We start from the raw sequence: 20,804 nt of genomic DNA on the forward strand, positions 1-20,804 counted from the left end.
ACAAAGATACGTTTATATTTAATATCTGTATTGAGTCTAAATAAAAACAATCCTTTTTGTGTATGTTATAATCCCTTATTGACACCCTTGACCCGAGAGACTAGAGGTAATTTTGCAGGCAAATTAACAATGCCAATTTTACTTTTTAATGCGTTTCAAAAACTACATCGATTGTTTTATAGCAATCAAGAATATAATAACTGCTTGTATTACAAATGTATGCGATGAGGTATTTGGGTTAAAAGAAAAACTTTTTTTTGTAACCAATACAAATACTCAGCCTTTAAAAGAGAAAAACTCTTTATTACAATCTCTAAAATATAGTTTGTTATTTGTTGGTATGTTTTTTCTGCCTTCTGGGGTATTTGCTCAAAACGGAACTCTTTCGGGAGTTTTAAAACTAGAAAATGGTACACCAATTAGTTATGCAGCTGTTGCTGTTAAAAACACAAAGAATCAGGTAATTACAGATGATGAAGGTAAATTTGAATTTAGAGGTCTTGCTTTTGGGCAGTATGAGATTGAGGTAAGTTCTATCGAGATTACGAGAAAGAGCATTAATGTAGAATTTAAAGGCAGCAACGAAAGGATTATTCTTGTTGTTGAACCTTCAGAAAGTTTAGGTTTAAAAGAGGTTGTTATTAATGTAAAGACTGAGAAAAAAGAGGTTGAAACTAAGGGTTTTGCTGTAAATGTTATTGATACTCAAAAGATGGCTTTGCAGTCTATACAAACTAATGAGTTGCTGGATCGTTCGGCAGGGGTTCGTATTAGGCAAGATGGTGGATTGGGTTCTAAGATTGATTATAATATTAATGGTTTATCGGGTAATGCTGTAAAGGTTTTTATTGATGGTGTTCCTGCTTCTAACTTTGGTTCTTCATATTCTTTAAATAGCATTCCTCCAGCATTAATTGACCGTATCGAGGTTTATAAAGGGGTAGTTCCTGCCAATCTTTCTGAAGATGCATTGGGTGGAGCGATTAATATTATTCTTAAAAAGAAAACCAGAAACACGCTTGTAACATCTTATTCATTGGGTTCTTTTAATACTCATCAATGGAATATAGCGGGTAATTACCGAAAAGAAAATGGGTTAACAGTTGATGCTTCTGCATTTTACAATTATAGCGATAATAATTATGAAGTTTGGGGAAAAAGTATCGCTTTTAAGGATTACACAGGACAAACGAAGACTGATCAACGTGCAAAACGTTTTCATGATGCTTATAAATCATCTGGTGTTAAGCTAGAAGCTGGTTTTACAGATGTTAAATGGGCAGATAGGTTTATGATTGGTGGTATTTTATCTAAGGATTATAAAGAGGTTCAGCATGGTATTACAATGGATAATGTATATGGTGACCGCCATACCAGACGTAATTCTAGCATTGCAACATTAACTTATAGTAAGAGTGATTTATTTACAAAAGGGTTATCGTTTAAAGTTGATGCAAGTTATTCTTATTTAAAAAGACAGGCTATAGATACTGTAGGTGTTATGTATGATTGGACAGGAAAACCAATAATGTATCCTGACGGAACTTATGTAAAATATAGTAGTGGGGCAGAGGTAGCAAGTGCTAAAACTCTAGGTATTAATACTGATAAGACTTTGTTTGTTCGTACGAACTTAGGATATACAATAAATAGTAATAACACGATTTATGCTAATTATATGTATAATAATTTTATACGTGGTATATCGGATGAATTGCAACCTTTAGGTCTGCAATTACTAGAGAATACCAGGGATTTACAAAAAAATATCGTTTCGTTTACGTATGAGAATCTGGCTTTTTCTCAAAAATTAAGAACTAATATTTTTTACAAGCATTATTTTCAAAAGGCAACTTCAAATGAACCTTACAGGAAAGATATTGTTACTGGAGTTCCTAATTACGAAATGAGAGTATTTACCAAAAAGTCTGATTTTAGCGGATATGGTATTACTTTATCTTATGAATTAAATCCTAATTTGTATTTGTTAGGATCTGCAGAGAAAGCGATGCGATTACCTAGTCCTAATGAATTGTTTGGTAATGTTAATGATAATTTACTTGCGCCGGCAGGAGAGCTTAAACCTGAAACGAGTTACAATGTAAACGTTGGGGTAAATTGGTCTGGATTAAAGTTTGGCGATCATTCTATTAGATTAAATACCTCTCTTTTTTATAGAGACACTAAAGGAATGATTAGGGAATCTATAAGGGCAGGAAGTTTTACTTACTCGCAATTTGAAAACTTAGAGAATGTAATGTCTCGTGGTATAGATGCTGAGATTATTTATGATTATGCTAAGAAGTTTAATCTCTCTTTTAATGTATCTAAGTTTGAGTCTTTATTTAATACTCAATTTGATGCCAATGGTGCTCCATATTTATTTTATCGTATGCAAATAAGAAACGAGCCTTCGTTTAAATTTAATATTAACGCAGTTTATTATCAGGATGATTTATTTGCGAAAAATTCAAAGGCTTCTATTTATTATAACATCAGCTATGTAGATGAATTTCTTAGGAATTGGGCAAATGTGGGAGGAAAGAACTTAGACTATATTCCAACACAATTTTCTAATAGTTTAGGAATCGCTTATACTTTTCCTTCTAATAGATTTACGATTAGTGTAGATGCGAAAAACATATTTGATCAACAGATATTTGACAATTTTGGTTTGCAAAAACCAGGCAGGGCATTTTTTGCCAAATTAACGTATTCATTAACTTCAAAATAAATAATCGCAATGAAAATTAAATTTAGAAATTTAAAAAGTACATTACTATCAGGTGCTTGTGCAATAGCACTACTAGGCTCATGTAGTAGTAATGATAATAATGGAGACACTCCTACATCGCCAGAGGTAAAAACTGATTTTCAATTGGCTTTTGCTAGTGGTTCTGGTAGTATTTCTGGTACTTATCTTCAGGGGGTTACAGATCTTTCTCAAGGTGAAATTTCATATTCTAAAAAAGGATATTCAATGACTTCATCTCGTACAGCAAGAGTATTTACATCATCGGATGGTTCGCTTGTTTACAGTCTTAATTATACAATTGGTACTATTGATAAGTTAACGTACCATGGTGGAGATAATTATAATAAAATAGTAACTTTTGATGCTTCTATTCCATTAGGGGTTAAGGCAGTACGTTTTACAAAAATGACTGATAAAGTTGGATCTGTTCATAGTATTGCTTCTGTTAAAGTATTTGGAGGAGCTAATAATACAGAGTTTTTAAAACATAAGATAACTGCAAGTATCGGTCTTCTTGATTTAGAAGCCATGAATTTTGGTAGTAACTTTAAGAAAGATATTGATGTAGTTCTTCCTGGAACTTTGGCAAGTGAGGGGTATTACATTGATCGTATTGATTGCCCGGTTATTTCTGGTAATAAATTGTATTACGGTACATCTGTAAGTAAATTTAATGCATCAACTGGTGCTAATGATGCAACTGATAAAACATTTACTCTTGTATTAGACTATCCAAGTTTAGCTAATGCTACTGTAATTAGTACTTCGCAAGTTAAAGGAGCTACAAATGGTTACCGTACACCAACACAACACTTTAATGAAGCTGGTGAAATCATGCAAATGGTAAGTAACGGTAAGGATTTAAATATCGTGAAAATTATAAATGGTAAATATGATGAAACCTATAAATATAGCGTAAGCGGATTGTTAGGTAGAGATGCTTCTAGTAATGGTTGGTTCTATGCTGGTAACGGAATTGGATATATGCCTTACGAAAAGAAAGGTGACACAAAAATTCAGATTGGTGTTGATAAAAATGGTGATCCAAGCTATTCTGCTCCTTGGGGATTGGCTAGAATTGACCTTAAAAACAATAAGATTGTAGACTTAAATGTACCTGCTGGATTATGGTTAACTCAATACCAATTTTCAGTTGTTAAAAATGGTAAATTTTATATTGCATTAACTCCAGTAGGAACTCCGGGTAACATCTATATGTTTGATGTAAATTCTACAGATGCTAATGGTACTTTGGGTGCAAGAATAACAGCAGGTGCAGATCAATATTATATCGGAATATTTTAAGGTTCTGAGATTTTAAGAAAGGTTCTGAGATTTTAAGAAAGGTGCTGAGGTACTAAGAAAGGTACAGAGGAATTAAGAAGCAAAGGTTCAAAGGTTGTTTGGTTTATGTATAAACTGAGTAACTTTTGGACCTTTGTTTATTTGTAAGGTGCTAAGGTTTTAGGAAGGTACTGAGGTTCTAAGAGGCAAAGGGACAGAGGTCACAAAGTTTGCGTATGAAATATTGCAATCGCAATATTGTATCCCTGAGCTTGCGAAGGACGCAAAGTAATCTAAAATCTAAAATCTAAAATCTAAAATCTAAAATCTAAAATCTAAAATCTAAAATCTAAAATCTAAAATCTAAAATCTAAAATCTAAAATCTAAAATCTAAAATCTAAAATCTAAAATCTAAAATCTAAAATCTAAAATCTAAAATCTAAAATCTAAAATCTAAAATCTAAAATCTAAAATCTAAAATCTAAAATCTAAAATCTAAAATCTACCCCGAAGCCTCGGGACTAAAATTTCTATTTCTTCGCAGTCATTGTTGCGCCAGCAGAAGCTATAACTACCAAGGCAACAGCTAGTATTTGGCTAATAGTAAGGTGTTCTTGCAAAAAGAAAAAGGCACAAATCGAGGCTGCAGCTGGTTCTAAACTCATTAAAATACTAAAGGTACGCGGAGGTAGTTGTCCTAGTGCTTTCATTTCTAATGTAAACGGAATTGCGCTAGATAAAAGTGCAAGTGCAATACCCATTCCTAATAAACTAGGTGTAAGGTTGCTTAATCCGTTTTCCATAATTCCAAAAGGGACAATAAGTATAGAGGCAAATAACATTCCTGTAGATACTGCATCACCATCTTTCATAACTCTGGAAACTTTTCCTCCTAATATGATATATGTTGCCCAGAAAACACCTGCTAATAATGCAAATAAAACACCAACAAGATCGATACCATTGCTAGACCACGGCGCAATAAGAGCAATTCCTATTGCAGCAAGTAATACCCATAAGTAATCGACTAAACGCTTAGAACCAAAAACGGCTACTAATAAAGGTCCTACAAACTCTAATGTAACACCAAGACCAACCGGAATTCGTTCTATAGCCAGATAGAAAATTAAGTTCATTGCTCCCAAAGACAAACCATAAGGAATTACAAGTTTCCACTGAGGAGGAGTAATCATACGTAAGTTTGGTCTATAAACTAATAATAATATTATTGCAGAAATTCCTATACGTAACGATGCAGTTCCAGCTGCACCAAGAACAGGGAATAGACTTTTTGCAATGGCCGCTCCACATTGTACACTTAAAATTGCTAAGATAATTGCTGGTAATGGAGGGATATTTATTAGTTTGTTTTTCATGGAAAGATTCAAAATATGAGGGCGCGAAATTACAAAAAAACTAACTTAAAATTTTGTAATAAAAGTTAAATGATTTGTAATCTTTTCTTGAATGTTTTACAGGAAAAACACTACAATATTTTTAAGCGTTTTTCGATGATTTTTTTAACCATATAAGTCATTTAAGAAAACTTAAGTTTCGTTTACATGAAAGTTATATTCTTATATGGTTAACTTTTTAGTTTAATGATATAACTCAAGAATTAATCCTCTAGTTTGGCGAAAAAATCATTCCTTGAAATATAATTTTTAAGAGGTAAAACCAAGCAAGTTGCCAAAACAAATGGTAGCGTAAATGCACCACCAGCATTTTGAAGAATTTCAATTTTAGCATTTACTAATCCGATATTGATTATGACACAGATTACTACTGAAATTAAAACCAGAGCACCGTCTATTTTTTTATTTCCAGCAAAAACAATGGCACACAGTACTGCATTAAAACTAAATAATCCCATATGAATTTCATTAATAGGCTCGTGTCCATGAAAAGAAAGTGCCGAACTTATTGCAGAAGCCATTAAACCATATAAAGCAGCAATAGGCGAATTAATATAAACTCCGATAAAGAAAAGAAGCCCTGCCCAAATACTTGCCTGAAAAATTACTTCTCCAAAACCATTAACCTCAGAAGAAAAAGCGTCAATATCTGTTAAATCAGGAACGGTTAGGTATTCTGGTGATGGAGGAATATTTGAAAAGTGGTGAAGTAATGATACTATAATCCAGGTAACAAAAATGAATGGGAAAGTAAAAACAGGAATTTTTCTTTTAATGAAGAAATGCTGAAGCATTGCAGCAGCAATAGATCCCAGAATAACTAGTAGCCAAATAATGACTTCATTTTTGAATAAAAAAACCAATGCAACACCTACTAATGACGGACTGAATCCGTATAATCCCATTTTAATTTCTTCTTTGTCATATTTTAAAGCCTTAGCGGTAAGTGTACCCGTTAAAGATGCAAGAAGTACTGCAATACCCATTGATGCAGATCCTGCAAAAAGTCCAATGGTAAAAAGCAATCCAGTATAGATATTTTCTTGCAGCATTATTTGTCCAACACCTTTTAAAACTTCACTTGCAAGGGGAAATTTTTGTTCTATTATTTTGTTCATCTTTTTCTTTTTTTATCTAATTTGTAGATTTTTTGTTTGCTATAATTGTAATTATTTATAAAGAAATTATAACAGTTTACCATCCTAAGAATACCATCCCGAATGCGCAAGTTGTAATTACAAAACCACCTATTGCGTTAGAGTAGCGCTCTAGTTTTTCAGTCTTGATAAGGCTGTATCCATAACGACCTAAGATTACCATAAGTAACATGGTTAGAACGGTAGAAATTGTAAAGACACTAATAAGTACCACGATTTCGGTTACAGAACGATGTGTTCCTGAGAAAAAGAGTAGAGGAATCAAGGGTTCGCTTGGACCCATAACAAAAATTGCAAATAGAACCAAAGGTGTTACTTTTACTCTTTTATCAGGCATTACAATTTCGCCATGTTTGTGTTCAAAAACATAAACATCTTCACCTAGAACATCAAAATGTTTATGAGGTTTGTTTTTATAAGCTTGCCAAACTCCATAGATTAAATAAATGAGTCCAAAAATCAATAAAGCCCAGCCAGAAATGTTTCCGCGTATATCCTGAAACCAGCTTATTTTATTCATTTGCCAGCCTAAAAACACAGCAATCAGACCAAGAACTACAGAACTTAAAACATGACCAAAACCACAAACTATTGTGAGCATATAGGTTTTAAAAGCAGACCATTTTCTTGAACGTGATAATACAATAAAAGGTAAATAATGATCTGGTCCCGACATGGTATGTATGGAACTAATGGATATGGCGGTGAGCGATAATGCCCATAATGTCTCTGTCATGATAAAATATTTTCGGTTTTAAAAGCCCATACTTTTTCCTGTATTTTCTGGAAGCAATTAAACATTTGTTCTCCTCCGTGGCCTAATAATCTTAGAACAAAACCATCATTTTGTAAAGATGAAATTCCGAATTCCAACTCCTTTTCAGTTGCCATCATTTCGTAAATCTCTTCTATAAAATCATCAGTTTTAATGTTTTTAGTATTCAGATAAACTAAAGTGCCTTGATGAGTAAATGTTTCTAAACAGCCTATAGAATCTAATGGGATTATTTGGGGGCGTAATAAAATATTGTCTTTAAAAATTAATTTTTGCTTATGGAAGACTTCAGTTTTATTCTGAAAATGAGAATATTTAAAAACTTCTCCATGGTGTTTTCTTCCGCAAGTAATTATTTCACCCATCATTAGATCACAATCATCTTCGATATAAATTGTGTTTGTACTTATAAATGTTGAATTTTCATGTGGTACAATCGGATGTGGTACATAAAAGAAAGAAGTGCTTGCTTCCATTTTTGCAACAAGATTTTGTGTTGCATGACCATCCATATTAAATAAACGCTGGTAGGATTGTGATAATAGCTGCAAACGAGCATTTTCTTCTACCAGAACATCAATATAATAATTATCACCATTTAAAATCCCTGGTGACGAACTGGTTATCATTAAGTATGCGCCACCATCCTTTTTTAATTGCCCCACAGGAACAACGCGAAAAGGAGGTGTTACATACACATCTTTCATATAAGAGTTTCCATCTCTACAGCCTGTTACGATGCTTAATTTAGAATCCATTAGCGGTATAACTTTGGTTCTTCGACATCTTCTAAAAGGGCATATTTTTTAATCCATCCTATAATACTGTCAAGACCTTCATCTGTTTTAAGATTACTAAAAACAAATGGTTTTCCCTGACGCATTCTGCGAGCATCATTTTCCATTACTTCTAAGCTTGCACCAACCATAGGAGCAAGGTCAATTTTATTAATTAGTAATAGATCAGAACGTGTAATTCCAGGACCACCTTTTCTTGGAATTTTTTCACCTCCAGATACATCAATAACAAAAATGGTTACATCGGCTAAATCTGGGCTAAAGGTTGCCGAAAGGTTATCACCACCGCTTTCGATTAAAATAATTTCGATATTAGGAAAGCGTTTTGCCAGTTCATCTACAGCCTCTAAGTTCATACTTGCGTCTTCGCGAATGGCCGTGTGTGGGCATCCACCAGTTTCTACTCCGATGATTTTTTCTTTTGGCAAAAGACTGTTTTTAGCCATAAATTCGGCATCTTCTTTAGTATAGATATCATTGGTAATTACCCCGATATTATAATCGTCCATTATTTTTCTGGAAAGTCTTTCCAAAAGTGCTGTCTTTCCAGATCCTACAGGACCAGCGACACCTATTTTTACATATTTTCTATCTTCCATTTTTATTCTAAATATTATTGTTTTAAGACATATATAGTCTTGAATATAATCTCTCATGTTGCATGGCTCTTATATCAAAAGCAATGCTGCACATTCCGATTAAGTTTTTATCTAAACAAAGGGTTTCTGCTACCAATTGCGCTATTTTGGGCTGAAAGCGAAACATCATATCTTGTCCGTCTAGCTGACTCAGAGGTACTAATTTTACACTATTGGTAATCATTCCGATGCAACTGTTGTAAAAAAAGGCAAACAAAGATTCTTCCAGAGGGATTTCCATTAAGCAGGCATACATCCCAAAAGCAATAGCATAATGTCCCGTTGTATCACCTTTATAAATGCTTTGCTCGTATTGCAAAGCCAGATCAAATTCTTTATGCCGTCTGAAAATTTTAATGAATCGCAGCCCTAATTTTTGGCTGGCGTCTCGCATTTCTCTGGGAGATTTTAATGCAGTACATTCCTGATCCAAAAGAATCAGGGCTTGCAAATCATTGTTAAGCGTTTTTTCATAAGCCATTCGCATAAAAGAAGCATCATTGAATTTGATGTTGTATTTAAGCATATTTTCAATGAAAATTTCTGCCGATGGGGTATCTTTTACGATATTGTTTTGCACATAAGTTTCCAATCCATTAGAATGGGAAAATCCTCCTATGGGCAATGTGGGGTCGGCTATATGCAGTAAACTGCCTAAAAATTTATTGGTCATTTTTTGAGGCGATATTAATAATTTTGCTGAATAAAGAAGTACTTCCCGCATGACCGTGAGGCTCTACGTTTGATTTTAATAAATTCAGTAATTGATGTTCTTCCTTTGTAGGCTGGTAACCTGCGGCTTCTAACCATCTAAACATTGGCATTTCAAAAGGCATTAATACTTTATCGTCTTGTATAAAAAGTGGCATATGTTTATTGCCAATTTCATAACAAACAGTTCCCATTTGCAACATCGTAGTAGGCTTTATTACAAGAGCTTCACAAGGTTTTATGTACACAACAATAGCTGTATCATTATCTTGATAAAGGATATCGCCATCACGTAATCGTTGTCCTTCTTTTAAGAACTTTATAGACAATTCGGTACCGCCATTGCTAGTTTTTCGCTGAATGCGCTTGGTAGATTCATACCATTCTATTTCCAGTAAGTCAACCTTTAGTTTACCTAAAGGTTGCTGGGCAGTATTACCTAATATTTCTTTAATAAGCATGTGATAACTTTTTTTAATTTAGTTTTAGCTAAGCTCTTAAAACATGAAATACAATTGAGCCAAAGGCAATTTAGTAGCAGGTTCACACGTAATATGTACACCATCTACCAATACTTTGTAATTCTCAGGATTTACTTCAATATCAGGAGTTCCATCATTATGAATCATGTTTGCTTTAGAGATGTTACGGCAGTTTCTTACTGGTAAAACCATTTTTTGTAAACCATATTCTTCAACAATTCCTTTTTCGATAGAAATTTGAGATACAAAAGTGGCACAAGTACCGTATTTAGCTTTTCCGTGAGCACCAAACATAGTTCTGTAAACAATAGGTTGTGGAGTAGGGATAGAAGCATTTGGATCTCCCATTTTTGCAGCAGCGATAAAACCACCTTTATAAATTATTTCTGGTTTTACACCAAATAATGCTGGTTTCCAAAGTACAAAATCGGCTATTTTACCTATTTCGATAGATCCAACATAATCAGAAATACCGTGAGCAATTGCTGGATTAATAGTGTATTTAGAGATGTATCTTTTTACACGGAAATTATCATTTTCAGTATCTGGCTCTAAATATCCTCTTTGAGAACGCATTTTGCTAGCCGTTTGCCAAGTTCTGGTAACAACTTCACCTACACGACCCATAGCTTGCGAGTCAGAACTCATGATACTAAATACTCCCATATCTTGTAAAATATCTTCGGCAGCAATAGTTTCTGGACGAATTCTAGAATCTGCAAAAGCAACATCTTCAGGAATGTTTTTACTTAAGTGATGACAAACCATTAACATATCCATGTGCTCATCTATAGTATTTACTGTAAATGGTCTTGTAGGATTTGTTGATGCTGGCAAAACATTTTTATACATTGCAGCTTTAATAATATCTGGTGCGTGTCCGCCTCCAGCACCTTCAGTATGAAAAGTATGTATAACACGACCATTAATCGCAGTCATAGTATCTTCTAGAAAACCAGCTTCGTTTAAGGTATCTGTATGTATTGCAACTTGCACATCATATTCATCAGCTACTGTAAGAGAAGCATCAATAACAGCAGGAGTTGCTCCCCAGTCTTCATGAATTTTTAATCCTAATGCACCAGCTTCAATTTGTTCTACTAACGGTTTAGATGTAGAACAGTTTCCTTTTCCGAAGAAACCTAAATTCATAGGATATTCTTCTGCAGCCTGAAGCATTTTTTCAAGATTCCATTTTCCAGGAGTTATAGTTGTAGCATTAGTTCCGTCATTTGGTCCAGTTCCACCACCAATCATTGTTGTAATACCACTATACAAAGCAGTTTCTATTTGTTGCGGACAAATAAAATGAATGTGTGTATCGATTCCGCCAGCAGTAAGGATATAACCGCTACCACCATGAACTTCGGTAGAGGCACTAATGATAAGATTAGAATCTACACCATCCATAATATCTGGATTTCCAGCTTTACCAATACCTACGATTTTACCATCGCGAACACCTACATCGGCTTTTACAATTCCCCAGTGATCAATAATAATAACTCCTGTAATACAAAGGTCTAACGAACCTTGCTCACGGATAGAAGTTGTGGATTGTCCCATACCATCACGTACTGTTTTTCCTCCACCAAAAATTACTTCGTCACCATATACCGCATAATCTTTTTCGATTTCTATTATTAAATCGGTATCTCCTAATCTAATTTTGTCTCCAGTTGTTGGTCCTGCTAGATTAGCATATTTATCTCTACTTATTTTAAGACTCATTTGATGTATTTTTAAAATTTAATTGCTCAGCTAATTTTAATGCCATGTCTTTATTATGAGATGAATTGGCATCACCGTTTACAAGATTATTTAGTCCCATAATTCTGCGATTTCCACCTATTTTCACAAGGCTAACTTCTTTTTCTTCGCCTGGTTCAAAACGAACCGCAGTGCCAGATGGAATGTTTAAACGCATACAAAATGCTTTTTCTCTATCAAATTCCATGGCTCTGTTTACTTCAAAAAAGTGAAAATGCGAACCTATTTGTATTGGTCTGTCTCCCGTATTAATCACTTTTATACTAGTTGTTTCACGACCTTCATTTAAGATGATATCGCCTTCTTTTATAAATATTTCTCCTGGTATCATTTTTTGTTTTTTTAGATTAACGAATTGGGTTGTGAACAGTTACCAGTTTAGTTCCGTCTGGGAAAGTTGCTTCTACTTGTATGTCATGAATCATCTCTGGGACACCTGGCATTACATCGTCTCGTGTTAGTACTTTGGCACCACTTTGCATAAGTTCGGCAACAGTATTGCCATCTCTGGCACCTTCCATAACAAAAGCTGTTATGATTGCAATAGTTTCGGGATAATTAAGTTTTAATCCTCTTGCTTTTCTTTTTAAAGCGACCTCGGACGCTAAAAAGACCAATAATTTCTCGGTCTCTCTTGGAGTTAAGTGCATATTTTTTGTTTTTAAATTGTTTAAAGAATACGGTGAATTACTTTCGAATTTGAGTACATCGAAAGTGGGGAAAACAGTAAAGTAATTTGTTGTGTGTAATTCGTAAAAATGGCACTTGATACACAAGAAGATAGATTCCGAAATTAAGTTTGAGGCAATTTTAAAACATCAAAAAGTTAGCACATAGAGTTATGCGTTTTTTTGATAGGAATACCTTTTCTACACTTTTGGAAGTTATGTTTCTGTGTATTAAAAATAGTTAACCCGAAGGTTTATGGTATTTTTATTGCGTGGTATTGTAAGAATAACGGTAAATTATACTGCGTACTATTTGGACTCTCTTTTAGAAGTGAGAATCTATTATCAAATGAGTTAATTTGTAAGTAAACCAGAATTTCATAAGGAATGAAATATGGGTTTTCTATATCTAAATCTTCATTTGAAATTATTGAATCAATATCATTATTTATTCCTGATAAGGTTTTTTGAATAGACACTTCCTTTTTGTGACTACTCTTTAATAATGGTATTGCTTTGTTATTATCTGCTAACAAATTTTGTCCAAAAAAAAGGAAAAATATAAAATAGAAGAATAGGACAAATCTTGTCTTATTCTTGATTTTTAAAATCTCGCTTTTTAGATTATGCATTTATATTTTTGTAGAAATTACTTTACAAAATTACTATTTTTAGTAATTTGTACGCTGCTCTACCTGCTAAAGATTTGTTAAATATAATATTAAAATATTGAATTGTCGTTGTTTAAAGAATTTATTTTACACATAAGTGTCTTATTTGTAGTGTTTTATGTTATTTTTGAATAGGGTTTAGATTATCTGTTTTGTTTGAAAAAAGTTTGAGTAAACTATTTTCTATAAAAGATGACAGCTATTGATTGAAGTTTATAATTGGTACTATGATTTCTTGTTGTTTCTTTTTTATGATGGTAAATCATTGTTTATATTTTTACAAATAGTATATTTTTTTAGAATAATTTTGTTTTATGTATTTAACTACGTAGTTTTGAGTTGTAAAATATTTTGGCAATGAAAACAATAATTGTTCCTATCAATAATGACTATTCAGAAGCAGTAGTTGATTTAATATTAAACATTCAGCAAAAAGAATTTAATGTTCCTATAACTTTACAAGACCAGCCTGATCTTCTTGAAATAAATAGTTTTTATCATGAAAAAGGAGGTTGTTTTTGGGGAGCATTTGTAGATGGAGAATTGGTTGGTACTATTGCCTTGGTAAGATATGATGATAGGGAAGGCGCAATAAGAAAGATGTTTGTAAAAAAAGAGTTCAGAGGCAAAGAGTTATTCATTGCCCAACAGCTTTTGGATACTTTAATTGCTTTTAGCAAAGAAAATGACATACTTGATTTATATTTGGGAACAGTTTCGATATTAGAAGCTGCTTTACGTTTTTATGAGAGAAATAATTTTATAAGAATTGAGAAAGAAACACTTCCAGAGACTTTTCCTGTAATGGGAGCCGATAATGTGTTTTGTCATTTAAAATTAAACTAGATATGATGAATATTATAGACGAATCGGGGATTTTAGCACTATCTACAAGGCTACAACGCCTTAGCGAACAATTGCGTAAAGACGGCGCTTTACTCTACAAATCATTTGATATAGAGTTTGAACCTAAGTGGTTTCCAGTAATTTACACGCTTTACAATAAAGGTGTATTGAGTATTGTAGAAATTGCCAATGAGATTGGTTACACGCATCCATCTACAATTAGCTTGCTAAAAGAATTAGAAAAACAGAAACTTATTCGTTCCAAAAAAGATAAAGAAGATGAGCGTAAACGTTTAATTGTGCTTACGCCAAAAGGACAAGATCTTATTTTAAAAATGAAACCTGTTTGGGATATTATCTCTGAAGTTCTTAATGAAATTACCGATAATGAGAATAATTTATTGAAGGCTATTAATGAAGCCGAAAGCAAAATTGCTAATCAGAGCTTTTTGCAAAGAGCATTACAATTAAAAGAGAGTAGATTGTAATCTATTTTAGGATTATTTTTTACGCATATACTTTGTGCTATTACAATATAATGTAGAGACGCACCGCAGTGCGTCTAACAAGAGGTTATTTCATTTTGTTTACGCATGTACTTTTGTGCGATTACAATATAATGTAGAGATGCACCGCAGTGCGTCTAACAAGAGGTTATTTCATTTTGTTTACGCATGTACTTTTGTGCGATTACAATATAATGTAGAGACGTACCGTAGTGCGTCTAACAACAGGTTAAATCATCATTTTATAATTGCTCTATAAATGAAATATAATCATGCGCGCTTTTTTCTATCCTTTCTGGAGTAGCATTATTTTCTGCGCCATAAAAAGCGAATAGCGGTTTATAATCGGCTTTTATGTAATTAAAAGTAACTTCAAACGGAGCAGTTAGTTGCTCTAATGTGTATTTGTATCTCCCCGTTAAACTATAGTCTTCTTCATTAATTCCTGCGGCGATGCTTAAAGCAATTTTTTTATTACTTAGTTTATATCCGCTTTTTGATCCATATGCCCATCCGTGTGTTAATACTTCATCCAGCCATTTCTTGAATAAAGGCGGTGAATTAAACCAGTAAAAAGGGAATTGAAATATAATTGAATCATGGGTTTCTAAGAGCTGTTTTTCTCTTTCAACATCAATTTTCTCATCTGGATATTCGCTATGTAAATCATGTAAGAGATACTTTTCGGGATGTTTTTTTAGTTCCTCAATCCATCGTTTGTTTATAATCGAATTCTTTAAATCGGGATGTATAATAATTACTAAAGTTTTCATGTTATGAATTTTAAAATTTGCTACTGCAAAGGTCAAATACATAGAGGGATTAATCAATAAGGGGCTAATTAATCATGTAGTGATAAATTAATCACCATTAAAAACTGAAGTAAGAACTCTATTTTATCTTTACTTTTGTAAATTAACAAATGAAACTAAAGATATGTATCAACGAAAAATTCCAATAGATTATAATTGTGGTCTTACTGTAGCAATGGAAGTGGTAGGTTCTAAGTGGAAGTTTTGTTTACTAGATGAAATTTCTAAAGGGATAAAGCGCCCTAAAGATTTGGTAAAAGAAATCAGTGGTATTAGTAAACGCGTATTACAAAACCAGTTAAAAGAGCTAGAATTTCATGGACTTTTGAGTAAAACAGTTTACACAGAAGTTCCACTACGAGTAGAATATTATCTTACCGAAACAGGAGAATCTCTTTTACCATTAATTGTGGCACTCGATAAGTGGGGACTGGGTTTTGCACCTCAGTTACAAACAATATTAGAAAAAGAAGTTAGTCTTGAGTTGTATTAATTTTTTATAGAGCATAAAAACTATATGTGTAGCCTTTATACTCAATACACAACGTAACCCCAAACTTGTCACCCTGACGTAGGAAGGGTCTCCGTTAGTGACTCGACAAAGCTTATGGAGTTTCTTGTGGAGACCCTTCGTTCCTCAGGGTGACAATATGGAGGTAAAGCTTTGCGGACTTTGCGTTTAATTTTTCAGCCACAGATTTTAAAGCTTTGCGTTCTTTGCGTATCCCGAAGGGTCGGGATTGCGCTCTTTGCAGTTAAATTTTTCAATACAAATTACACAGTAACAGTATCGAAATTCAATGTTTCTATTACCGATAAATCTGCATTGAATTGAACAAAGCTTGCAGGGAAGCCATTTTTTATTTTCCCAAATTGATCTCCCAAACCAATGGCATTTGCCACGTGTGAAGTTGCCATTTTTATAGCTTCATCTGCAGAAACTTCTAAATGATTATAGGCATTTTGTACTGCATCTTGCATTGATATTGCTGCTCCGGCAAGATTGCCATCGTTGTTTCTATAAAAGCCATTTTCCAGATGTGCATCAAAATTATCCCATTTAAAATCAGAAACTTTTCGCCCTAAAAATGTAGCGTCACTAATTAAGAAGAATTTATGTTGTTTTAGTTTATAAGCCAATTTTGCTGCAGCATAATCACAATGTGCGCCATCCAGAATCACGGGTGCATAAACATTTTCATTTTCGAGAGTTGCTCCAACTAAACCAGGTTCGCGATGACCAAATTGTGTCATGGCATTAAATAAATGGGTAACGAGTTTTATCCCTTTCGAAAAGTAAACCTGTGCTTCTTTGTGGGTAATGGTCGAATGTCCTATCGAAATTGTAATTCCGCTTTCTAATAACATATTCAGTTGTTCATCGGTAAAACATTCTGGAGCAATCGTGATTACTTTTATAACATCTTTTCCATGTCGTATAATTTCTTCAAGTTCAGAATTTGTTGGTTTACGCACTTGGTCAATACTATGTGCTCCACGTTTTAAAGGATTTAAAAAAGGACCTTCCAGATGCATTCCGATTACGCCATTGTTATGCTTTTTTCTGTAACTACGCACAGCTTCAATTCCTTTAAGAATCGTTTCGTTAGATGATGATATTAAACACGGAAGCACATGAGTTGTTCCGTATTTAAGACTTGAATCATATATATCCTGAATTGTTTCTTCGGTTGGGGTCTGACTAAAATAATGTTTTTCGCCACCATTTATCTGAATATCGATAAATCCTGCCGCAATATGGTTTCCTTGTAAATCAATCGTTTCAATATCATTTGGAATATCATTTTGAACGGAAAGAATGGTTCCGTTTTCGATAATAATGATACCGTTATTTATTATTTCGTCACCAGTATGTATAGTTGTATTGATAATGGCTTGTTTCATTTTTATAATTTTATTGCTAATGTTTAATTAAGTATTTTACATTAATTGCACTACTTTTTATATTTAATCTTGTAATACAAACTTAGCATATTTCTTAAACAATGATAAGGATTTGATTTTCAATATTAGATTGTTTTTTTTTCAAAAATATATTTTCGTAAAGCACCAGAGTAGCAAAATTTCACTGATAATTTGTGAATACAAAATAGAAAACTTCAATTTTATAGAAGTCGAATATGCACATTAGGGTTTGGCTAATAGTTAGTAATTAGGCGACTAGCATTATTAATTTTTAGAGGTAATGATATTTTTTTTATCTTTAATAGGAATTAAGTATCTTATTATTAATAACTTATAAATGTAATAATTATGACTACAGCTACTTCTATTACCATTTTAAAACAGCAAAAAACACTTAAAACGCTAGCATCTATATTCCAGTTTTTGGCTTATGTTGTTGGTTTAGTAACACTAATAGGGACAGTGTATCTTATTGCGACTCCAAGAGGAATTGGGGGATGGATTTTGCCAGCATCTACTTTTTTTTCAGGATTTATTCTGTTTTTATTTTTATTCTCTTTTTCAAAAATTATAAATATTCTAATTGAAATCAGTAGCAAATGAAAAAGAATTTCATCTGTTTGTTATGCATTCTAATATTAGGATCATGCGCTGATAAGAAAAGTAGCGAAGGCGAAACAGTAGATGTAGTTTTGGTTGGTGGTGGCATCATGAGTGTGACTTTGGCAAATATGCTAAATGAGCTTGATCCAGACATGACCATGGTTGCCTACGAAAGGCTTGATGCTGTAGGTCTGGAAAGTTCATCGGCATGGAATAATGCCGGAACAGGACATTCTGCACTATGCGAACTCAACTATACACCCGAACTAAAAGATGGTAGTATTGATACTCATAAAGCGGTTGAGATAAATGAATCCTTTGAAATCTCAAAAGAGTTTTGGTCGTATTTGGTAGGAAATAATAAAATTGGTCCACCAAAAACCTTCATTAATCCAACGCCACATATGAGTTTTGTGATAGGAGAAGACAATGTAAAATACCTTAAGAAAAGATTCCTGGCATTGCAGAAAGAACCCCTTTTTACTGGTATGGAATTTTCTGATGATCAAAAACAAATCAATAATTGGATTCCGCTTGTAATGAACGGAAGAGATCCTTCGCAAAAAGTTGCTGCTACAAAAATTGATATTGGAACCGATGTTAATTATGGAGCACTTACTAATGAGTTGACTTCTAATCTTGTAAAATCTGGAAAAATGAAGTTGGAAGTAAATCATGAAGTAACCAATTTTAAAAGGAATGAAGATGGTACTTGGAAAGTGTATATTAAAGACTTAAAAAATAATATAACCAAAACCATTAATGCGAAGTTTGTTTTTATAGGAGCAGGAGGAGCAACGCTCCCATTACTAGAAAAAACACATATTCCTGAAGCAAAAGGTTATGGAGGTTTTCCTGTAAGCGGGGAGTGGTTGGTGTGTAATAATCCTAAAATAATAGCGCAGCATCAAGCCAAAGTATATGGAAAAGCTTCGGTAGGTTCACCACCAATGTCGGTTCCGCATCTTGATACGCGAGTTATCGATGGTAAAAAAGAACTTTTATTTGGGCCTTTTGCAGGATTTTCATCCAAATTTCTTAAAAACGGAACTTGGGCAGATTTGCCTGCATCGTTTAATTTCTATAATATAAGACCTATGTTAGAAGCTGGTCTTGACAATGTTCCGCTTACAAAGTATTTGGTAGAACAAGTTGTACTTACACCCGAGCAAAGATTGGCGGCATTGCAAGAATATTTTCCTAAAGCCAAGATGGAAGATTGGGATTTAAAAATTGCTGGGCAAAGGGTTCAGGTTATAAAAATTGACAATACAACACAAAGGGGGATTTTACAATTTGGTACCGAAGTCGTAACAGCGTCAGACGGAAGTGTTGCTGCTTTACTCGGTGCATCGCCAGGAGCATCAACCTCGGTTTCGATTATGCTCAAGGTAATAGAAAAATGTTTTAAAAATGAACTTAAGACACCAAAATGGCAAGAGAAAATAAAAGAGATGATTCCGTCATACGGACTAAAATTATCAGATAATATTCCTCTCGCTAATAAAATAAGGAAAAACAATAGTGAGAAACTCGGAATTGTTTGGAAAGAAATCCATACAGTTGCTCCAAAAACGGAGACTCCATAATTGATTTCTAATTTTTAAAGAATCTATCCATACGTTATAAAAGATGTATGGATTTTTTTTGCAATTTAAATAGCCGTAAAAGAATGTATTACGTTATTATTTAATGTAATAATAGATTACAAAATGAAGGTAAAATGTGTTTCTAAAATAAATTAGAAGGTTTTGGTTCGTAATTATATGTTAAATACGTCAGTTTTATAATAACAAAAAAAGCTGTTTTAAGATTTGAGATGATAATTTCGTTTTATAATGTAGTCATGAATTTAGTTTTAAAAAGTATTGAGTTCCTTCGATTATTAATCACAGTAATTAATAATCGAAGGAACTTTTTAATGTAGGTTAAGGAAAAAAATATTTATAAATTCGCCACAAGAAATAAAAACGATCCTACTATTATTAATCGTGCTATTTCTTTTTAGATAGACTGTTTTGTTTCAATGCCCTGAAAATATTATAACCTATGAAGAATTTATTTTTTACGCTTACATTTTTAATTTGCTCATTTACGAGTATCAATGCACAAACCGAAGGTCTTGATGTAGGAGACATAATTCCAGATATAGATCTTCCGGATACAAAAGGCAATGTAGTTACTCTTTCCTCTTTAAGAGGTTCTTTGGTATTTGTTGATTTTTGGGCATCATGGTGTGGACCTTGTGTTAAGGAACAACCTGAATTAATAAAATTGTACCAAAAATATCCTAATAAGTTTTTGATTTATGGGGTTTCTTTAGACTCTAAAAAGCAGGCTTGGTTAGGCGCAATGGCAAAAATAAAACAACCATGGATACAAGTAAGTGATTTAAAACTTTGGGATTCTCCTGTTGTGTTAAACTATAAAATTCAAGCAATTCCGCTTAATTTTTTAATTGATAAAAACGGAATTATTCTTGCCAAAAATATTCACGGTAGTAAATTAGATGAGCTTATTAAAACGTTAACAACCGCTAACTAGTTTTCTTTATATTTTCTTCTGTTTATCCCATTGGGTATAATTACTTCGTTTATTAGCTTTGCTCAGGTCATAAAAGTTTCATTTAACGCATAGAAACATAGATTTTATGTGTAAAAAAGAGTACAAAAAGAAATACATTTCTTTCACAGAGCTAACTTTGTGTATTTTAAACAAGTGAAACGCCTTTTTTGAGTGTACCAAAATCTATGTTTCTATGTGTTAAAACTAATTACCCCCAACGGATTTGTTTTTCAATTTTCGTCAAATTTGCCTTGCATTATATTGCTCAGGATTAGTATTTCTAGTTCCTAATGTAAAGCAATATTACAGCTTTTTTATGCCTTTATTTTTTGAGTTTTGCCTATGTTTTAAATCAAAAATGGCTTAACGCAAGACATTATTGCTTTTTAGTGAACAATGTATAAAAGAATACTCTAGACCTT

At 33.1% G+C, this 20,804-nt stretch carries 21 protein-coding genes; 8 read left to right on the forward strand and 13 right to left on the reverse strand.

Annotated elements, in window-relative coordinates:
* Nucleotides 1-148: 148 nt before the first annotated feature.
* Nucleotides 149-2,734: a TonB-dependent receptor gene (locus AC3IPI_RS15380; RefSeq protein WP_489153828.1), complete on the forward strand. Its 2,586-nt coding sequence runs from the start codon at nucleotides 149-151 to the stop codon at nucleotides 2,732-2,734.
* 9 nt (nucleotides 2,735-2,743) lie between these two features.
* Entirely contained in the window at nucleotides 2,744-4,060 is a 1,317-nt protein-coding gene (locus AC3IPI_RS15385; RefSeq protein ID WP_489153830.1) for a hypothetical protein, read from the forward strand.
* Between the two features lie 510 nt (nucleotides 4,061-4,570).
* On the opposite strand, the gene AC3IPI_RS15390 is transcribed toward AC3IPI_RS15385, so the two are convergent.
* From AC3IPI_RS15390 to AC3IPI_RS15440, 11 genes are all read right to left on the reverse strand, one after another.
* Nucleotides 4,571-5,416: an EamA family transporter gene (locus tag AC3IPI_RS15390; protein ID WP_489153832.1), complete on the reverse strand. Its 846-nt coding sequence runs from the start codon at nucleotides 5,414-5,416 to the stop codon at nucleotides 4,571-4,573.
* A gap of 242 nt (nucleotides 5,417-5,658) precedes the next feature.
* Nucleotides 5,659-6,573, reverse strand: a complete 915-nt coding sequence (locus AC3IPI_RS15395; RefSeq protein ID WP_489153834.1) for an urea transporter — start codon at nucleotides 6,571-6,573, stop codon at nucleotides 5,659-5,661.
* Between the two features lie 76 nt (nucleotides 6,574-6,649).
* A complete protein-coding gene (locus tag AC3IPI_RS15400; RefSeq protein ID WP_039120287.1) occupies nucleotides 6,650-7,348 on the reverse strand; it encodes an urease accessory protein UreH domain-containing protein in 699 nt (232 codons plus the stop codon).
* The gene (locus AC3IPI_RS15405; protein ID WP_489153837.1) at nucleotides 7,345-8,145 is read right to left on the reverse strand and encodes an urease accessory protein UreD; all 801 of its coding nucleotides are present in this window, start codon (nucleotides 8,143-8,145) and stop codon (nucleotides 7,345-7,347) included. Before AC3IPI_RS15405 ends, AC3IPI_RS15400 begins: the two co-directional genes overlap by 4 nt.
* Nucleotides 8,145-8,783 (reverse strand): urease accessory protein UreG, encoded by a 639-nt coding sequence (ureG, locus tag AC3IPI_RS15410; RefSeq protein ID WP_039114119.1) that lies wholly within the window; start codon nucleotides 8,781-8,783, stop codon nucleotides 8,145-8,147. The genes AC3IPI_RS15405 and ureG overlap by 1 nt, the downstream gene beginning before the upstream one ends.
* A gap of 22 nt (nucleotides 8,784-8,805) precedes the next feature.
* Entirely contained in the window at nucleotides 8,806-9,495 is a 690-nt protein-coding gene (locus AC3IPI_RS15415) for an urease accessory protein UreF (protein ID WP_489153839.1), read from the reverse strand.
* Nucleotides 9,485-9,994, reverse strand: coding sequence for an urease accessory protein UreE (ureE, locus tag AC3IPI_RS15420; RefSeq protein WP_039114083.1), 510 nt, complete (start codon nucleotides 9,992-9,994; stop codon nucleotides 9,485-9,487). Before ureE ends, AC3IPI_RS15415 begins: the two co-directional genes overlap by 11 nt.
* A gap of 36 nt (nucleotides 9,995-10,030) precedes the next feature.
* Nucleotides 10,031-11,746: an urease subunit alpha gene (ureC, locus tag AC3IPI_RS15425; RefSeq protein ID WP_039114084.1), complete on the reverse strand. Its 1,716-nt coding sequence runs from the start codon at nucleotides 11,744-11,746 to the stop codon at nucleotides 10,031-10,033.
* Nucleotides 11,736-12,116, reverse strand: a complete 381-nt coding sequence (gene ureB / locus AC3IPI_RS15430; RefSeq protein WP_039114086.1) for an urease subunit beta — start codon at nucleotides 12,114-12,116, stop codon at nucleotides 11,736-11,738. The genes ureC and ureB overlap by 11 nt, the downstream gene beginning before the upstream one ends.
* Nucleotides 12,117-12,132: 16 nt before the next feature.
* The gene (gene ureA / locus AC3IPI_RS15435) at nucleotides 12,133-12,435 is read right to left on the reverse strand and encodes an urease subunit gamma (RefSeq protein ID WP_039114087.1); all 303 of its coding nucleotides are present in this window, start codon (nucleotides 12,433-12,435) and stop codon (nucleotides 12,133-12,135) included.
* A gap of 272 nt (nucleotides 12,436-12,707) precedes the next feature.
* Nucleotides 12,708-13,085, reverse strand: coding sequence for a hypothetical protein (locus AC3IPI_RS15440; protein ID WP_489153843.1), 378 nt, complete (start codon nucleotides 13,083-13,085; stop codon nucleotides 12,708-12,710).
* Between the two features lie 396 nt (nucleotides 13,086-13,481).
* Between AC3IPI_RS15440 and AC3IPI_RS15445 the strand changes: the two genes are divergently transcribed.
* Nucleotides 13,482-13,970, forward strand: coding sequence for a GNAT family N-acetyltransferase (locus AC3IPI_RS15445; protein WP_489153845.1), 489 nt, complete (start codon nucleotides 13,482-13,484; stop codon nucleotides 13,968-13,970).
* Nucleotides 13,971-13,975: 5 nt separating this feature from the next.
* Complete coding sequence (locus tag AC3IPI_RS15450; protein ID WP_489159239.1) at nucleotides 13,976-14,458, forward strand: MarR family winged helix-turn-helix transcriptional regulator; 483 nt, start codon at nucleotides 13,976-13,978, stop codon at nucleotides 14,456-14,458.
* Between the two features lie 260 nt (nucleotides 14,459-14,718).
* Here the strand turns inward: AC3IPI_RS15450 and AC3IPI_RS15455 are convergent, their stop codons facing one another.
* Complete coding sequence (locus tag AC3IPI_RS15455; protein ID WP_489153847.1) at nucleotides 14,719-15,249, reverse strand: NAD(P)H-dependent oxidoreductase; 531 nt, start codon at nucleotides 15,247-15,249, stop codon at nucleotides 14,719-14,721.
* A 163-nt stretch (nucleotides 15,250-15,412) separates the two neighbouring features.
* Here AC3IPI_RS15455 and AC3IPI_RS15460 point away from each other — a divergent pair, with 163 nt between their 5' ends.
* Nucleotides 15,413-15,781 (forward strand): winged helix-turn-helix transcriptional regulator, encoded by a 369-nt coding sequence (locus AC3IPI_RS15460; RefSeq protein ID WP_489153849.1) that lies wholly within the window; start codon nucleotides 15,413-15,415, stop codon nucleotides 15,779-15,781.
* A 281-nt stretch (nucleotides 15,782-16,062) separates the two neighbouring features.
* Here the strand turns inward: AC3IPI_RS15460 and nagA are convergent, their stop codons facing one another.
* Nucleotides 16,063-17,193, reverse strand: coding sequence for an N-acetylglucosamine-6-phosphate deacetylase (gene nagA, locus AC3IPI_RS15465; RefSeq protein WP_489153851.1), 1,131 nt, complete (start codon nucleotides 17,191-17,193; stop codon nucleotides 16,063-16,065).
* Between the two features lie 369 nt (nucleotides 17,194-17,562).
* Here nagA and AC3IPI_RS15470 point away from each other — a divergent pair, with 369 nt between their 5' ends.
* The 3 genes from AC3IPI_RS15470 (at nucleotide 17,563) to AC3IPI_RS15480 (ending at nucleotide 20,361) form a co-directional block, all read left to right on the forward strand.
* The gene (locus tag AC3IPI_RS15470) at nucleotides 17,563-17,817 is read left to right on the forward strand and encodes a hypothetical protein (protein WP_039114095.1); all 255 of its coding nucleotides are present in this window, start codon (nucleotides 17,563-17,565) and stop codon (nucleotides 17,815-17,817) included.
* Nucleotides 17,814-19,406 carry a malate dehydrogenase (quinone) gene (mqo, locus tag AC3IPI_RS15475; protein WP_039114096.1) on the forward strand — a complete coding sequence of 531 codons (1,593 nt, stop codon included), beginning with the start codon at nucleotides 17,814-17,816 and terminating at the stop codon, nucleotides 19,404-19,406. The genes AC3IPI_RS15470 and mqo overlap by 4 nt, the downstream gene beginning before the upstream one ends.
* Before the next feature lie 460 nt (nucleotides 19,407-19,866).
* Complete coding sequence (locus AC3IPI_RS15480) at nucleotides 19,867-20,361, forward strand: TlpA family protein disulfide reductase (RefSeq protein ID WP_039114098.1); 495 nt, start codon at nucleotides 19,867-19,869, stop codon at nucleotides 20,359-20,361.
* Nucleotides 20,362-20,804 lie beyond the last annotated feature (443 nt).

The organism is Flavobacterium sp. GL_143 (assembly GCF_057834355.1).

Excerpts from the sequence above, each read along its gene's own strand:
- mqo (WP_039114096.1), top strand. The coding sequence starts at position 17,814 with ATGAAAAAGAATTTCATCTGTTTGTTATGCATTCTAATATTAGGATCA.
- AC3IPI_RS15405 (WP_489153837.1), bottom strand. The coding sequence starts at position 8,145 with ATGGATTCTAAATTAAGCATCGTAACAGGCTGTAGAGATGGAAACTCT.
- nagA (WP_489153851.1), bottom strand. The coding sequence starts at position 17,193 with ATGAAACAAGCCATTATCAATACAACTATACATACTGGTGACGAAATA.
- ureC (WP_039114084.1), bottom strand. The coding sequence starts at position 11,746 with ATGAGTCTTAAAATAAGTAGAGATAAATATGCTAATCTAGCAGGACCA.
- ureA (WP_039114087.1), bottom strand. The coding sequence starts at position 12,435 with ATGCACTTAACTCCAAGAGAGACCGAGAAATTATTGGTCTTTTTAGCG.
- AC3IPI_RS15450 (WP_489159239.1), top strand. The coding sequence starts at position 13,976 with ATGAATATTATAGACGAATCGGGGATTTTAGCACTATCTACAAGGCTA.
- AC3IPI_RS15395 (WP_489153834.1), bottom strand. The coding sequence starts at position 6,573 with ATGAACAAAATAATAGAACAAAAATTTCCCCTTGCAAGTGAAGTTTTA.
- AC3IPI_RS15440 (WP_489153843.1), bottom strand. The coding sequence starts at position 13,085 with ATGCATAATCTAAAAAGCGAGATTTTAAAAATCAAGAATAAGACAAGA.
- AC3IPI_RS15455 (WP_489153847.1), bottom strand. The coding sequence starts at position 15,249 with ATGAAAACTTTAGTAATTATTATACATCCCGATTTAAAGAATTCGATT.
- ureE (WP_039114083.1), bottom strand. The coding sequence starts at position 9,994 with ATGCTTATTAAAGAAATATTAGGTAATACTGCCCAGCAACCTTTAGGT.
- AC3IPI_RS15380 (WP_489153828.1), top strand. The coding sequence starts at position 149 with ATGCGTTTCAAAAACTACATCGATTGTTTTATAGCAATCAAGAATATA.
- ureG (WP_039114119.1), bottom strand. The coding sequence starts at position 8,783 with ATGGAAGATAGAAAATATGTAAAAATAGGTGTCGCTGGTCCTGTAGGA.
- AC3IPI_RS15415 (WP_489153839.1), bottom strand. The coding sequence starts at position 9,495 with ATGACCAATAAATTTTTAGGCAGTTTACTGCATATAGCCGACCCCACA.
- AC3IPI_RS15460 (WP_489153849.1), top strand. The coding sequence starts at position 15,413 with ATGTATCAACGAAAAATTCCAATAGATTATAATTGTGGTCTTACTGTA.
- AC3IPI_RS15385 (WP_489153830.1), top strand. The coding sequence starts at position 2,744 with ATGAAAATTAAATTTAGAAATTTAAAAAGTACATTACTATCAGGTGCT.
- AC3IPI_RS15470 (WP_039114095.1), top strand. The coding sequence starts at position 17,563 with ATGACTACAGCTACTTCTATTACCATTTTAAAACAGCAAAAAACACTT.
- AC3IPI_RS15445 (WP_489153845.1), top strand. The coding sequence starts at position 13,482 with ATGAAAACAATAATTGTTCCTATCAATAATGACTATTCAGAAGCAGTA.
- AC3IPI_RS15390 (WP_489153832.1), bottom strand. The coding sequence starts at position 5,416 with ATGAAAAACAAACTAATAAATATCCCTCCATTACCAGCAATTATCTTA.
- AC3IPI_RS15480 (WP_039114098.1), top strand. The coding sequence starts at position 19,867 with ATGAAGAATTTATTTTTTACGCTTACATTTTTAATTTGCTCATTTACG.
- AC3IPI_RS15400 (WP_039120287.1), bottom strand. The coding sequence starts at position 7,348 with ATGACAGAGACATTATGGGCATTATCGCTCACCGCCATATCCATTAGT.
- ureB (WP_039114086.1), bottom strand. The coding sequence starts at position 12,116 with ATGATACCAGGAGAAATATTTATAAAAGAAGGCGATATCATCTTAAAT.